Source organism: Paraburkholderia sp. GAS38, from assembly GCF_050434965.1.
In the GTDB taxonomy this organism is placed as follows: Bacteria; Pseudomonadota; Gammaproteobacteria; order Burkholderiales; family Burkholderiaceae; genus Paraburkholderia; species Paraburkholderia phenazinium_A.
The window spans coordinates 762,474-776,416 of record NZ_JBNDJO010000001.1 but is presented as its reverse complement, the minus strand read 5'-3'; the positions used below and the strand labels follow the sequence as shown (position 1 = coordinate 776,416).

Annotated in this window: 14 protein-coding genes; 5 read left to right on the top strand and 9 right to left on the bottom strand. The window is 64.3% G+C overall.

What is annotated here, in order from left to right; all coding sequences use genetic code 11:
• Positions 1-229 precede the first annotated feature (229 nt).
• Together P3T42_RS03305 and P3T42_RS03300 are read left to right on the top strand one after the other, a co-directional pair.
• Entirely contained in the window at positions 230-1,756 is a 1,527-nt protein-coding gene (locus tag P3T42_RS03305; protein WP_429305160.1) for a tetratricopeptide repeat-containing sulfotransferase family protein, read from the top strand.
• Positions 1,757-1,916: 160 nt separating this feature from the next.
• The gene (locus tag P3T42_RS03300) at positions 1,917-2,567 is read left to right on the top strand and encodes a trimeric intracellular cation channel family protein (RefSeq protein ID WP_074298378.1); all 651 of its coding nucleotides are present in this window, start codon (positions 1,917-1,919) and stop codon (positions 2,565-2,567) included.
• A 124-nt stretch (positions 2,568-2,691) separates the two neighbouring features.
• On the opposite strand, the gene P3T42_RS03295 is transcribed toward P3T42_RS03300, so the two are convergent.
• The 5 genes from P3T42_RS03295 to P3T42_RS03275 form a co-directional block, all read right to left on the bottom strand.
• The gene (locus tag P3T42_RS03295) at positions 2,692-3,513 is read right to left on the bottom strand and encodes a quaternary amine ABC transporter ATP-binding protein (protein WP_429305159.1); all 822 of its coding nucleotides are present in this window, start codon (positions 3,511-3,513) and stop codon (positions 2,692-2,694) included.
• Between the two features lie 48 nt (positions 3,514-3,561).
• Positions 3,562-4,548, bottom strand: a complete 987-nt coding sequence (locus tag P3T42_RS03290; RefSeq protein WP_429305158.1) for an ABC transporter permease — start codon at positions 4,546-4,548, stop codon at positions 3,562-3,564.
• A gap of 85 nt (positions 4,549-4,633) precedes the next feature.
• Positions 4,634-5,668, bottom strand: a complete 1,035-nt coding sequence (locus P3T42_RS03285) for an ABC transporter substrate-binding protein (RefSeq protein ID WP_074298383.1) — start codon at positions 5,666-5,668, stop codon at positions 4,634-4,636.
• 284 nt (positions 5,669-5,952) lie between these two features.
• Complete coding sequence (gene cynS, locus P3T42_RS03280) at positions 5,953-6,420, bottom strand: cyanase (protein WP_074298385.1); 468 nt, start codon at positions 6,418-6,420, stop codon at positions 5,953-5,955.
• 81 nt (positions 6,421-6,501) lie between these two features.
• Positions 6,502-7,194 (bottom strand): carbonic anhydrase, encoded by a 693-nt coding sequence (locus P3T42_RS03275; protein WP_429305157.1) that lies wholly within the window; start codon positions 7,192-7,194, stop codon positions 6,502-6,504.
• Between the two features lie 110 nt (positions 7,195-7,304).
• On the opposite strand from P3T42_RS03275, the gene cynR reads away from it, so the two are divergent.
• Positions 7,305-8,189: a transcriptional regulator CynR gene (gene cynR, locus P3T42_RS03270; RefSeq protein WP_429305256.1), complete on the top strand. Its 885-nt coding sequence runs from the start codon at positions 7,305-7,307 to the stop codon at positions 8,187-8,189.
• Here cynR and P3T42_RS03265 read toward each other — a convergent pair.
• Together P3T42_RS03265 and P3T42_RS03260 are read right to left on the bottom strand one after the other, a co-directional pair.
• Positions 8,173-8,436 (bottom strand): hypothetical protein, encoded by a 264-nt coding sequence (locus P3T42_RS03265; protein ID WP_074298390.1) that lies wholly within the window; start codon positions 8,434-8,436, stop codon positions 8,173-8,175. The genes cynR and P3T42_RS03265 overlap by 17 nt on opposite strands.
• 235 nt (positions 8,437-8,671) lie before the next feature.
• Positions 8,672-8,884, bottom strand: a complete 213-nt coding sequence (locus P3T42_RS03260; protein ID WP_074301589.1) for a DUF3820 family protein — start codon at positions 8,882-8,884, stop codon at positions 8,672-8,674.
• A gap of 127 nt (positions 8,885-9,011) precedes the next feature.
• On the opposite strand from P3T42_RS03260, the gene P3T42_RS03255 reads away from it, so the two are divergent.
• Positions 9,012-10,064 (top strand): NADP(H)-dependent aldo-keto reductase, encoded by a 1,053-nt coding sequence (locus P3T42_RS03255; RefSeq protein ID WP_429305156.1) that lies wholly within the window; start codon positions 9,012-9,014, stop codon positions 10,062-10,064.
• A gap of 49 nt (positions 10,065-10,113) precedes the next feature.
• On the opposite strand, the gene P3T42_RS03250 is transcribed toward P3T42_RS03255, so the two are convergent.
• Together P3T42_RS03250 and P3T42_RS03245 are read right to left on the bottom strand one after the other, a co-directional pair.
• On the bottom strand, positions 10,114-11,397 hold the full coding sequence (locus tag P3T42_RS03250) for an MFS transporter (RefSeq protein ID WP_429305155.1): 1,284 nt from the start codon (positions 11,395-11,397) through the stop codon (positions 10,114-10,116).
• 75 nt (positions 11,398-11,472) lie between these two features.
• Entirely contained in the window at positions 11,473-12,873 is a 1,401-nt protein-coding gene (locus tag P3T42_RS03245; protein ID WP_429305154.1) for a M20 family metallopeptidase, read from the bottom strand.
• A gap of 143 nt (positions 12,874-13,016) precedes the next feature.
• Here P3T42_RS03245 and P3T42_RS03240 point away from each other — a divergent pair, with 143 nt between their 5' ends.
• The gene (locus tag P3T42_RS03240; protein WP_074298399.1) at positions 13,017-13,931 is read left to right on the top strand and encodes a LysR family transcriptional regulator; all 915 of its coding nucleotides are present in this window, start codon (positions 13,017-13,019) and stop codon (positions 13,929-13,931) included.
• The last annotated feature ends 12 nt before the right edge of the window (positions 13,932-13,943 follow it).

Genomic DNA, 13,943 nt, shown 5'->3' with positions numbered 1-13,943 from the left:
CGTCGGGTTACTCAATTCATGCTAGCACTTTCGCTTGCCGTCGCACGGCTCGCGAAACCGCGAGTCTGCGATTCCTTACGTAGCCTTCTCAAATGTAACGGTTCGTGAAATTTTGAAATCAAGTTGCGGCGCGTTCCTGTTAAGTTCGGCATGAACGATTACCGCGTCCGGCTCATACGTGCCGTACGCAGCCTCTTTCAGCTTTTTTAGTCACGATTTCTGGCCGTCCATGACGCACGATACACAGCCGGCAACAGCGGACGACTGGTTCGCCCGCGGCAACGCCTGCGCCGAACGCGGCGAGTTCGAGACCGCGCTCGCCTGTTTTGAAAAGGTTCGCCTCGCGCGTCCCGCCGACCCCGGCGTCTACAACAACCTCGGCTCGACGCTCGTCAGAATGGAGCGTTTTCCGGAGGCACTGGAGCGCTACCGGCAAGCGGAGGCGCTCGATCCCAACAACGCGGATATCCATCACAACCTCGGCTGGATCCTCGAGCAGATGCACCGGCTGGACGAGGCGGTGGCGAGCTACCGGCGAGCGGTGCAACTGGGCAAGCTCGTCGACGGCTCGTACAACAACATGGCGAACTGCCTGCAATCGCTTGGACGTTTCGACGAGGCGCACGAGGCCTACCGTCGCGCCATCGAGATTGCGCCGCAGAGCATGGTGTACTACCGCAATTTCGTTCAGTCGAAGCGCATGACGCTCGACGATCCCTGTTTCGTCTCGCTGCAAAAACTGGCGCAGCATGCCGATGCGATGACGCCGGACAATCAGGCCCAGTTGCATTTCGCCATGGGGCACGCGCTGGCCGATCTCGGCCAGAACGATCGCTCGTTCGAGCATCTGCTCAAGGGCAATGCGCTGCATCGGCGCAGCGTCGGCTACAACGAAGCGATGACGCTGGACCTGTTCGGCCATATGCCCGGGTTACTGAACGCGGACGTGTTGAAGGACAAGCGCGGGCTGGGCGATCCTTCCGCGTCGCCGGTGTTCATTGTCGGGATGCCGCGTTCCGGGTCGACGCTGATCGAGCAGATTCTGGCGAGCCATCCGCAGGTTTTCGGCGCCGGCGAGCGGCCGGATTTCGGCAAGGCGTTGGTGGCGGCCCTCGCGCGCAGCGAGGCCGACCAGAGCAAGCTCAACTTCGATGCGATGCATCACGCCACCGCGGCGCAACTGGCCCCGCTCGGCGCCGACTACGTGCGCCGGATCGGCATCGAGGTGCCGGATGCGGCGCGCTACCTGCGCATTACCGACAAGTATCCGTTCAACTTCATCAACGTCGGCCTGATCCACCTTGCGTTGCCGAATGCGCGCTTTATCCATAGCCGACGCTCGCCGGTGGAAATCTGCCTGTCGATTTTTTCGCGGATTTTCCAGGACGTCCCGTTCGGCTACGACCTCGGCGAACTGGGCCGCTATTACCGTGCGTACGATGCGTTGATGACGCACTGGCGCGAGGCGCTGCCCGAAGGCGTGATGATCGAGGTGCAGTACGAAGACCTCGTCGACGATCTCGAGGGCAACGTTCGCCGCATGCTGGCGCACTGCGGGCTCGACTGGGACGAGCGCTGTCTCGCCTTCCATCAGACCGAACGCCAGGTCAATACCGCCAGCGCATCGCAGGTGCGCAAGCCGCTGTTTCGCACGTCGCTGGAACGCTGGCGCCCGGCTGCGGAGCTGATTCAGCCGCTGTACGACGGGCTGGGTCCGGCGTTGCTGGAGGCTGAACGCAAGCGGGCTGCTGGATAAGCCCATGCAACGGGCGTTGCGCGCGCGTCCTCGCAACTAGGTTGCGCGAGGACGTCAGGCGCTGCTGCCGGCCTTCTACGCCCGCACAAAAAGTTTCCCCCTTCGTCCCGTTTCCGCTATACCTTTCGACAACTCAAACGAGGGGAGAGGTAACGGGCCGATGCCAACACTGTCCATCAGCAAAACCAGGCCAAACGTCGAGGCCGTCATCTGGGCGGCCGATATGGCCGGCACGTTCGTCTTCGCGGTCGAAGGGGCGGTCAGCGCGATGCGCGGCGGGCTCGATCTGCTAGGGGTGATGGTCGTATCGTTCGTCGCCGCGCTCGGCGGCGGCGTGATTCGCGACCTGCTGCTGGGCGCCACGCCGCCGAGCGCGATCCGCGACTGGCGTTATCCCGCCCTGACGTTCGCAGCGGGCCTGCTGACCTTCCTGTTTCACTCGCTGGCCCAGCCGGTTCCGGACCTGCTGGTCACGGTGGTCGATGCCGCGGGTCTTGCGCTCTTCGCCGTGGCCGGCGTGGAGAAAGCGCTTCTCTTCGAGATCCGTCCGTTTGTCGCGATGCTGATGGGGACGGTGACCGGGGTCGGCGGCGGGGTGATCCGCGACATTCTGCTGGCGCGCGTGCCGCTGGTGCTACGCGCCGATATCTACGCGACGGCGGCCTTTTTTGGCGCGTTGGTGGTGATCGTCGCGCGCCGCGCCGGCGTGCCGCCCGGCTGGGCCGCGGTGGTGGGCGGGGTGGCGTGCTTCGCGTTGCGGATGATGGCCGTCGTGTTCGGCTGGCATTTGCCGAAGGCGGCGGGCTGGTAGGAGGACTGGGTCGCGGTGAGGGCGCACGGGCGCACATGCGCGCGTTGCTCGCCGCGCGGGTCCTGCGGTGCGACCGTCCGCGTCGTGGAGTGTGCTGGCGCGCCCTTGGGTGGCAGCGCTCGCTTCAATGCACGCCCGCGCGCCGCTCCACGAAACGCCGCACATAATCGTCGGCGGGACGCGTGAGAATCTCGTCCGGCGTGCCTTCCTGCACCAGCGTCCCGTCTCTCAGGATCGCGATGCGGTTGCCGATGCGCAGCGCCTCATCCAGATCGTGCGTGATGAACACGATGGTCTTGTTCAGCGTCGCCTGCAACTGCAGCAACTGATCCTGCATTTCCGTGCGGATCAGCGGATCGAGCGCGGAAAACGCTTCGTCCATCAGCAGCACGTCGGTATCGGCGGCGAGCGCGCGGGCGAGGCCCACGCGCTGGCGCATGCCGCCGGACAGCTCGTCCGGATAGTGCTCGCCGTAGCCGTTCAGACCCACCTTGCCGAGCCACGTGCGCGCCTTCTCGTTCGCTTCGGCCTTGCCTTCGCCGCGCGTGCGCAGCGCATACGCGGTGTTGTCGAGCACGGTCTGGTGCGGCAGCAGTCCGAAGTTCTGGAACACCATGCTGACCTTGTAGCGGCGCAGTTCGCGCAGGCCCTGCGGGTTCAGCCTGATGACGTCCGAACCGTCGATCACGATTTCGCCCGCGGTCGGCTCGATCAGCCGGTTGAAGTGGCGCACGAGCGTGGACTTGCCGGAGCCCGAGAGGCCCATGATCACGTAAATCTCGCCCGAACCGATGTTCAGGCTCACGTCGTTCAGTCCGACGTTGCAGCCGGTTTGCGCGAGCACGTCGGCCTTGCCCTTGCCGCTTTTGAGCAGGTCGAGCACGCGTGCATGCCCGGTCTCGGGGCCGAACAGCTTGTAGACGTGTCTGACTTCTATCGCTGCCATGTCATTCTCCTGAGCGCTTTCTCGCACACTTTTCAGCTTTCCAGGTGACTACTTCGCCGCACGGGTTTCAAGCCCGCCCTGAGCGGCGTGAGCCTCGCCGTTGGCCTCATCCGCCCCGGCTTCGGTAGCCGCGACCTTGTACGGCACGCGCGACACCGCTTTCGCCTTCCTGCGCAACGCCAGCAGACGCCGCGTACGACGATCCTGCCCATACCCCTGGCTGATCCGGTCGATCACAATCGCCAGGATCACGATCGCAATGCCCGCCTGCGTGCCCTTGCCGACATCGAGCGTCTGAATCCCCGCCAGCACATCCTCACCGAGCCCACGTGCGCCGATCATCGAGGCGATCACCACCATCGACAGCGCCATCATCGTGGTCTGGTTGATGCCGGCCATGATGCTGGGGCGCGCGAGCGGCAACTGCACGTTGACCAGCAACTGCCAGCGCGTCGTGCCGAATGCGCGCGCGGCTTCGACCACGTCTGCATCCACATGACGGATGCCGAGATCGGTCAGACGGATCAGCGGCGGCAGCGCATAGATGATGGTGGCGAGAATCGCGGGCACCTTGCCGAGGCCGAACAGCATCAGCACGGGGATCAGGTACACGAAGCTCGGCAGCGTCTGCATGATGTCGAGTACCGGCAGCAGGATGCGCCGCAGCCATGCGCTGCGCGAGGTGAAGATGCCGAGCGGCACGCCGAGCGCGACGGAGAGCACGGTGGCCACCAGCATCAGCGCGAGCGTCTCCATCAGCTTGTCCCACAGGCCGAAGCAGCCGATCGCGTAAAGCAGCAGGACGAAGAAGCCGGCGATACCGAGCCGCCGCGTCGCATTCCACGTAATCGCACCTACCACAAGCAGGATCAGCCACGGCGGCGTCGCACGCAGCGCGCCTTCGAGCGGCACCAGCAGATAGCGCAGCAGCGCGATGCTGAAGTTATGAAAGCTGTCGCCGTACTGGGTGACGAACGACTGGACCGCGTCGTTGACCCAGTCGGCAATCGACAGGTGCAGGAAAAACGAATGCATGATCAAACCTCCGATGCGCCTGAACGGACGGCGTCAAACGCCATCCGTTCAGCCCAAGCCCAAAGCGTCGCGACGTCGTCGCAGATCAGGCGCCTGCGAGCGAGGCCTGGATCTTCGACGCGACGTCGGCGGGCACCCACTGCTTCCACATCTCCGGATGCGTGCGCAGGAATTGCGTAGCCATGGTGCTGCCGTCGACCTTCTTCACGCTCATGTCGAGGATGGTTTCGTTCAGGAAGTCCATCGGGAACTTGACCTTGGTGAACAGTTCCATCAACTGCGGATCGTCGTTGTAGAAGGGCGTCGAGACGCCCACCGTCACATGCGAGACCATGTATGACGACGCGCACTGCGACGTGCTGCTCTCGTCACGCAGCGTCTTCCAGCAATCGGCGTTGTACGGCGGCATCTTCAGTTCGGTGAGCTTGTACTTGGCCATCAGCGCAGCCGGGCCCCAGTAGTAGAACAGGATCGGTTTGCCGCGCGTATAAGCCGACGCAATCGCCGCATCGAGCGCGGCGCCCGTGCCGGGGCGGAAGTTCGTGTACGAATCGTCGAGCTTGAGTACCTTCAGGAGACGCGTGTTGACGCGTTCGCAATCCCAGCCGCTCGGGCAGTTGAGAAAGCGGCCCTTGCCGGGTTCCTCGTCGTCCGTGAAGACATCCTTGTACTTCGGCAGATCGCTCACGGCCACAAGGCCCGGCGCCGACGGCTTGATACCGCGCGAGGGGTCGCCCTTGACGACGTAGTCCGGCACGAACCAGCCTTCCTTGGTGCCGCCCGGCAGCGTATCGCCGACCAGCTTGACGTTACCCGCAGCCACGGCCTTAGCGGTGATCTCGCTGCGGCCGGTCCATTGTTCGGCCCAGACCTGCACGTCGTTGTGCGCGAGCGCGGTTTCGGTGGCGGCGGTGCTGCCTGGCACCTCGTCGGTCTTGCAGCCGTAGCCTTTCTCCAGAATCTGCCGCAGCACTTCGGTGGCGAACGCACCGCTCTCCCACGTGATGCCGGCGAAGTGCACGGTCTTGCCCGCGCCGCACCAGGTGTCGGCCGCGTGGGCCGTGCCGGTTACGAGTAAGGCGACGCTCAGGCATGCCGCGCGAAGGTGTCTGAATTGCATGACTGTCTCCAAATATTGTCTGAATGTTTTTCTAGTTGATCGTGGCCGCGCGATCGAAATACGCTGCGCAATCGACGGTGTAGCGTGATTGTGCTGTTCGTTGCCGTTGCCGAAGAATTGATGTTTTTTGATCTCAGGTATGAGCCTGACTCAACTTCGGGTTTGTACGGAGCGGCGCGCCCGGCGGGGACGGCGAGGGGAGGTGACCAGAGAGGTCGGAGGCAATGCCATGGCCGCGTCGGCGGCCATGTACAGACAAAGATAGAGACGCAGGCCGTCGCGGGTTAGAACGGCTTGTAAGGCAGGAACTTGCCGTCGAGCGTGATAACCGCCCGCGAGCCGCCCTCGGGATCGTCCACCTTCTTGATGTCCAGCTTGAAGTTGACCGCGCTGATGATGCCGTCGCCGAACTGCTCGTGCACGAGCGCTTTCAGCGTCGTGCCGTAGACCTGCACGATCTCGTAGAAACGGTAGACGGTCGGATCGGTCGGCACCGGCTCGGCGAGGCTGCCGCGCATCGGCACGGCCTGCAACAGACGGATCGCGTCGGCGTCGAGCTCGAGCCGCTTGCCGACCCGTTCGGCTGCCTCGGCAGGCAGCGCATGTTGCCCGAGCAGGGCCGCGGTCACGTAGGCGAGGCTCAGGCCGGTGCCCTCGGCGAGCGCCTCCCAGGACAGGTTGTTGCGCAGCTTCGCGTCGATGATGGCGTCGGTCAGTTGCAGGCGGGCAGCCTGGCTTACTTGGCTTTGCATGGTGAGTCCTTTCGTGGGTTGCGTGGAAGGGTGTCCAAACGGGTGTCCAACGTTGCGGTCGTGCTAGCCGGTCCGCGTGCTCTACGTGTCCTGAGTCACCTGAGCGCCGCCGGCCGGCTTGTCGACATGGGTCCGCAGCGCGCACGCATCCGGATGTGCCGCCAGCGAAACGAAACGCGGCGGGGTCGCGCTGCCGTCGATGGCGTCGACGGCGCCGTTTTCGATGTCGTAGACCCAGCCGTGCAGGTTCAGCTTGCCCTGCGAGAGGGCCACCGCCACCGACGGATGCGTCTTGATGTTGGCGAGCTGCGCTTCGACGTTGTCGCGCACCAGCGCATTGAGCCGTGCCTGCGGCGAGGCATGCTGGCGGGCGGCGTTCACGGCCTTGGCCGAATCGGCGTGCCGCAGCCACGCCGCCACCGCGGGCAGATGATCGAGGCACATGCAGGTCGAGATGGCCGTCATCGCGCCGCAGTCCGAATGCCCGCAGATGACGATATCCGTGACGCCCAGCACCGCGACCGCATATTCGACGGTCGCCGAGACGCCGCCCGGTTCCGGTCCATAGGACGGCACGATATTGCCGGCGTTGCGGATCACGAACATGTCGCCGGGTTCGTGTTGCGTCAGCAGTTCCGGCACCACGCGGCTGTCCGAGCAGGTGACGAACAGCACGCCGGGGTTCTGGCTGTTGGCGAGGCGCTTGAACAGCGCAGAGTGGGCGGGGAAGACTTCCCGCTGAAACTTCAGAAAGCCATTGATGATGTTCTGCATGAGCGTCTCTCCGGGCACACAGCGATAACGAAAGGATGAACCTGTTTAGCTATAGGGTCCAAGACCGGATTATGATGGATCCAATAAGCCATACCTATAGTTGGGTCTTTATGCTGCTACGCCATATCCGCTATCTGCAGGCGGTCGCGGAACACCAGAACTTCACGCGCGCGGCCGAGGCGCTGCACGTCTCGCAGCCCACGCTGTCGCAGCAGATCCGGCAGCTCGAGGACCTGCTGCACGTGCAACTGCTCGACCGTTCGGGCCGCACGGTGCGCGTCACCGATGCGGGCGAGGCGTATCTGCGCCACGCCCGGCGCGCGTTGCAGGATCTCGATGCCGGCCGGCGCGCGATCGACGACGTGCAGGACCTGAGCCGCGGCACGCTGCGGCTGGCCGTCACGCCCACGTTTACGGCGTATCTGATCGGCCCGTTGCTGGCGCGTTTCAACGAACGCTATCCGGGCGTCACGGTGAATCTCGAGGAGACCACCCAGGACCGCATCGAAGCGGCGCTGGCCGCCGACCTGCTCGACATCGGCATTGCTTTCGACGAGATCCGTTCGCCGGATATCGAAAGCGAGGTGCTGTTCGTCGAGACGCTTAGCCTCGTAGTCGGCGCGGCCCATCGCTGCGCGGCGCAGACGGCGCCATTGGCGGTGCGGGACATGGAGCGGGAGTCATTGGTGCTGTTGAGCGGAGAGTTTGCGACGCGTCGCTACATCGATCTGTACTGCCGGCAACAGCGCATCGCGCCGCGCGTGGCGATCGAGGTGAATTCGCTCAGTGCGGTGGTGGAGATCGTGCGGCGCGGACAGCTCGCCACCGTGTTGCCCGATGCGATCGCGCGCGAGCACGAGGGCTTGCATCCGGTCGCGTTGAAACCCGCGTTGCCGCGCCGCACGGCGGTACTTCTGCGGCGCAGCGGGGCTTACCGGAGTGCGGCGAGCGAGGCGTTTGCCGCGCTCGCGGCGGCGTTCAGTGAGTCATGCTGATGGGCGGCAGCAGATGCAGCGAATGTTGCAACAGCGGATACACGCACACAAGGAAAGCGGCATACACGGCGGCCATTGTCACGCCGGCGGCCGTACCCCAGACGTCGCGCGAGGCGGGCCCCTGGCGGAAGTGCAGCGGCAGGCCCACGATAACATAGCCGAACACGAAGAACGCGATGACAGCCCAGACGGGCGACATGTCGTGACCGATGTATTCGAGCAGATGAATGAGACTGGGATTGTTCATAGAGGCATACGAGATCAGCGGAGCGAAACAGAGAGAAGCAGATCAAGTGCTGCCGATTACAACCGATGGACTCACACCGGTCAAGCGACAAAAAGTTAGATTTTTTTACACGAGAAATAACCCGTTCGACAGCTTTCACTTTGTATTGATTTAGTGATGCGATTGTCGACCGATTTTGGAAAACTGAAAGCCTGAACCCGCTTGCCGCGGGCTTATCTGTTCTTCGCCCTCCTGTTTAACGTTTTCGTAGCGGTTCGATTAACGATTTCAGTCCGTTGTGATCGATCTCGTGCATGAGCGCCAGCAATTGGCCGATTTCGCCGGGTGGAAAACCTTGGCTCGCAAACCAGTTGAGGTAGTGTCCCGGTAAATCCGCGATCAGGCGGCCTTTATATTTTCCATAGGGCATCACGCGGGTGACCAGCAATTCAAGTTTTTCCGGATTCATCGCTTGAGGGTTGAATGGAGCTGTGCCGAACTCGGCGGGGTAGCCGCATTTTAGCTGCGCTGCAGGCATTGCGCCGCCGTGGTAACTTCGACGTCTTTCGTTCACACAAACAACAGGGAACAGTGCGATGGAATACCGCAGACTAGGCAACAGCGACGTCGAGGTCAGCCTGATCGGTCTCGGGACGATGACCTGGGGCGAGCAGAACACCGAACGCGAAGCGCATGAGCAGATCGACTATGCGCTCGATCATGGCGTCACGCTGATCGACGCCGCCGAGATGTATCCGGTGCCGCCGCGTCCCGAGACGCAGGGCGCCACCGAACGCTGCATCGGCACGTGGCTCGCACAGCATCGCAGCGCGCGCGAGAAAATCGTGCTCGCCACCAAGATCGCGGGGCCGGCGCGCCAACCGCATAACCCGCGCCATATTCGCGGCGAGGGCAATCAGTTCGACCGCAAGAACCTCACCGAGGCGCTCAACGACAGTCTCAAGCGCCTGCAAACCGAGTACGTCGATCTGTACCAGTTGCACTGGCCCGATCGCAGCACCATGACGTTCGGCCGCAGCAACTATCCGTGGGTCGAGGATACGTATACGGTGCCGATCGAAGAAACGCTGTCGGTGCTTGCCGGGTTCGTGAAGGAAGGCAAGATTCGCCATATCGGCGTGTCGAACGAAACGCCCTGGGGTGTCGCGCAGTTCCTGCGCGCGGCGGAGAAGCTTGGCTTGCCGCGCATCGTCAGCATCCAGAATCCGTACAGCTTGCTGAACCGGACCTTCGAAGTGGGGCTGTCGGAATACAGCCATCGCGACGGCATCGGTCTGCTCGCGTACTCGCCGCTCGCTTTCGGCTGGCTCTCGGGCAAGTACGAGGGCGGCGCGCGTCCCGAGGGCGCCCGCATCACGCTGTTCGAACGCTTCCAGCGCTACAGCAAGCCGCATGCGGTGCAGGCGACCAGCCGCTATGTCGAACTCGCGAAGCGGCATGGGTTGTCGCCCGCGCAATTCGCGCTGGCGTTCGTCAATAGCCGGCCGTTCGTGACGAGCAACCTGATCGGCGCAACCTCGCTGGCGCAGTTGAAGGAGAACATCGCCAGCGTGGACGTGAAGTTGTCGCCCGAAGTGCTGGCGGAAATCGACGCCTTGCACGAACAGCAGCCGAATCCCGCGCCGTAAGTCTCGGCGGAGACAGACGGGCCCGGTTGCGTATGCACCGGGCTCGCGCTCAGCGAATCGCGAGTTTCACTCGCACCGCGTACAGCGCGATGAGACTCAGCACCGCGCAAAACATCAGATAGAAACCCGGCGCGAGCTTATTGCCGCTCGCGGCGATCAACCACGTGATGATGAGCGGCGCGAAGCCGCCGAACACCGTGACGCCGATGTTGTAGCTGACGGCGAGTCCCGTCGCCCGGGTGCGGGTCGGAAAGATCTCCGACATCAACGCCGGTAGCGCACCGAAATACGCGGCCTTTAACGCGCCGATCCAGATCATCGCCACCAGCATCGTCGCAAACGACGGGTGCACGTTCATGTACACGAAAGTCGGATACACCGTCGCCAGCATCAGCAGCGCCGCAACCGCCATGATTCGCACGCGCCCCGCGGTATCGGACCAGTGTCCGACGAAGGGCGTGAGCACGGTCAGCACGAGACCGGTCGCGAGCGTCGCGGCAAAGCCCGTCGCGGCAGGCAGATGCAACTGCTTGATCGCATAGGTCGGCATGTACAGGATCATGTAGTTGGCCGCCGTCGAAATGACGAGCGCGCCCACCGCCAGCAGCATGCGCATCTTTTGCGTCACGAACAGATCGCGCACTGGCGTGTGGGTCTTTTCTTCCTTGTCGAACTCCGCGCCTTCGTCGACGTATTTGCGGATATAGAAACCGACCGGCCCGATCGCGAGGCCGAACAGGAACGGGATGCGCCAGCCCCATGCTTCGAGCTGCGCCATCGAAAGCTGGCTCGTCAGCAAGGCGCCGAAGCCGGAGGCGAGCAGCGTCGCGAGTCCCTGGCTCGCGAATTGCCAACTGCCCATGAAGCCGCGCCGCTCGGGCGCGTGTTCGACCAGAAAGGCGGTCGAGCAGCCGAACTCGCCGCCGGCGGAAAAGCCCTGCAGCAGACGCGACAGCAAAATGCCGACCGGCGCCCACACGCCGATCGAGGCATAGGCCGGCATGATCGCGATCGTCAGGGTGCCGATCATCATCAGACCGATGGACAGCAGCAGCGACGCCTTGCGTCCGGCGCGATCGGCCAGCGAGCCGAGTACGAAGCCGCCCAGCGGCCGCACGAGGTACGAGATGCCGAAGGTGCCGAGCGTGAGCATCAGCGAGATCGATTCGGTGCGCGCCGGAAAGAACAGCTTGGCGATCGTCACCGCAAAGAAACCGTAGACCACCAGATCGAACCATTCGAGCGCGTTGCCGATCGACGCCGCGAGGATGATGCGGTGGACCTTGGCGGCAGAGGGGCGCAGGGCGTTAGCTTGCAGGGCGGGCGTGCTCATCGTGATCGGCTCTCGTGACGGCATGGGGTGGACCGCCGGCGACGCGGCGGTTTTCAGGCGACCAGCAACCGCGCGTCAGGCGCCGGCGGCAAGCGCTTTGGGTGGGTTCTCGCCGAGGTCCCAGAAGAGCCCCGCCATGATCTGCAGTCCTTCACGAACGACGGGTCCGAGCAGATGTTCGTTCGGCGCATGCTGCGAGCAGGCCGGATACGAATGCGGCACCCAGATGGTCGGCAGGCCGAGCGTGTCGGCGAACACTTCGTTCGGCAGCGTGCCGCCGAGGTTCGGCAGGACTGCTGTCTTTCTACCGGTGGTCTGCTCGAGCGACGCGATCGCCCACGTGACCCACGGGTCCTCGGGATCGAGACGCGTCGCCGGCGCGCCGCGCTCGACCGTCAACTCGACCATCGTGAAGCCGTGCGCGTCCAGATGGGTGCGCAGGTGCTGGGCGAGATGCTGCCAGTCGGTGCCCACCACGAAGCGCAACTGGCAGTGCGCGAAGGCGGACGCAGGAATCGCATTGACCGGGTTCTCGGGGTTGCCCGCCTTGAAGGCCAGCACTTCGAAGCTGTTCCAGCCGAACACGCGCTCTGCCGGCGTGAGACCGGGCTCGCCCCAGTTGTCGTCGACGGCGGGGTCGCCCGGGCCGCCGCCGACTGTGATATCGGCGAGCGCCCGGCGCACCGCCTCGGGAATCGCCGGCGGGCGCAGGCCGGCGACGGCGATCACGCCGCGCGCGTCGACGAGGCTCGCCAGCGCATTGGCGAGCACGGTGGCCGGATTGCGCAGCAGGCCGCCCCAGTTGCCCGAGTGATGCGCGCCGTCGCGCAGGTTCAGGGCGAGCTGGAAATTCACCGAGCCGCGCGAGCCGAGAAACACGGTGGGACGCCGTGCGGCAAGACGCGGTCCGTCGGAGGCGATCAACACGTCGGCGGCGAGCGCGTCCCGATACGTATGACAGATTGCGTCGAGTCCCGGCGAGCCGGTCTCCTCGCCCATTTCGATCAGCAGCTTGGCATTGAAACCGAGTGTGCCGCCCCGTGTGGCGAGCACGCTGGCGAGCGCCGCGAGATTGATGCTGTGCTGCCCCTTGTTGTCGGCGGTGCCGCGGCCGTACCAGCGCTCGCCTTCGATTTTCACTTCCCACGGCGACAGTGCTTCGCGCCACTGGTTGTCGTAGCCGCGCACCACGTCGCCGTGGCCGTAGATCAGCACGGTCGGCAGGTCGTCGTTTTCATGCCGCGTGGCGATCAGGAGAGGACCGGCGCCCGCTACCGGGTTGTCGACGATGCGCGTCTCGAAGCCGAGCCGCCCGGCCTCCGGGACGATCTCATCGGTCAGGTAGGCGAGCAGGGTGGCGGCGCGGCCCGCGTCCTGGCTCTCGGTGCGAAAGCCGACGCGGCGGTTGAGGTCGGTGAGAAAGGCACCCGACTCGAAGTGATGTGTCGCGTGCTCAATGGCCTGATTGCGGGTCAAGGTGGTCTCCGGGATGGGGCGGTAGAGGAAGGGTGACTTGAGATCGATTCTAGGAGGCCGTTTTTTTTGTCACAATGATCGTATTTCGAAGCTTGCGTTGCCGAAAAGGCAAAGCTCGAACGACCTTTGCGAGATCCCGTTCCATGGCCCTTTCCCTGCATGGCATTGCCTTGCGCTATTTCGTCGAGGTGGCGCGCACCGGTTCGATCAGCGAGGCGTCGGTGCGCCTGCACGTGGCGGTCTCGGCGATCAGCCGGCAGGTCGCGCGGCTCGAGTCGGAGATCGGCGCGCCGCTGTTCGAACGGCGGCCGCGCGGCATGGCGCTGTCCGAAGCGGGCGAGCGCCTGCTCGCCTACGCGCAGCGCAGCCTGCTGGAAGCCGAACATGTGATGAAGGAGATCGGTGGGCTCGATGCCTTGCACGGCAGCATGCTCAAGATCGTCAGCTCCGAAGGGTTTGCCTCGGACTTCCTGCCGACCGCGATGGCCGGCTTCCGCCTCAAACACCCAGGGATCGACTTCAACCTCGCGGTCCTGACGCCCGGCGAAGCGACGCGGCGGGTGCGCGACGGCGACGCCGACCTTGCCCTGACCTTCAGCCTCGCACCTGAAAAGGGCGTCAAGGTCGAGCACACGGAGCGGGCTCCGGTGTTCGCGCTGATGCGGGCCGATCATCCGCTCGCGGCGCGCGCCAAGGTTTCGCTGGCCGATCTGCAGCGCTATCCGCTGGTGCTGCCGGAAGCGGGCACGACCATCCGGCAATTGATCGACATTACCTGCGCGCTCGAAGGACTGCTGCTCGAACCGGACCTGACCAGCAACAACAGCGGCGCGATGTACCGCTACGCACAGCAATCCGGCGCGATCATGTTCACGGGGCTGCTGTCGGTGCGCGATCGTTACGCCGCCGACGGCTTCGTGGTGATCGCGCTCAGTCATCCGCAGATGCGCCAGCGCAGCATTCAGGTGCAGACCATGGCCGGGCGCGAACTGCCGGCTTCGGTGCGGGCGTTTCGCGATTTCCTGATTGCTGCGATCCGGGCGCCGCAGCCGAAGTGACGCTACCCCATG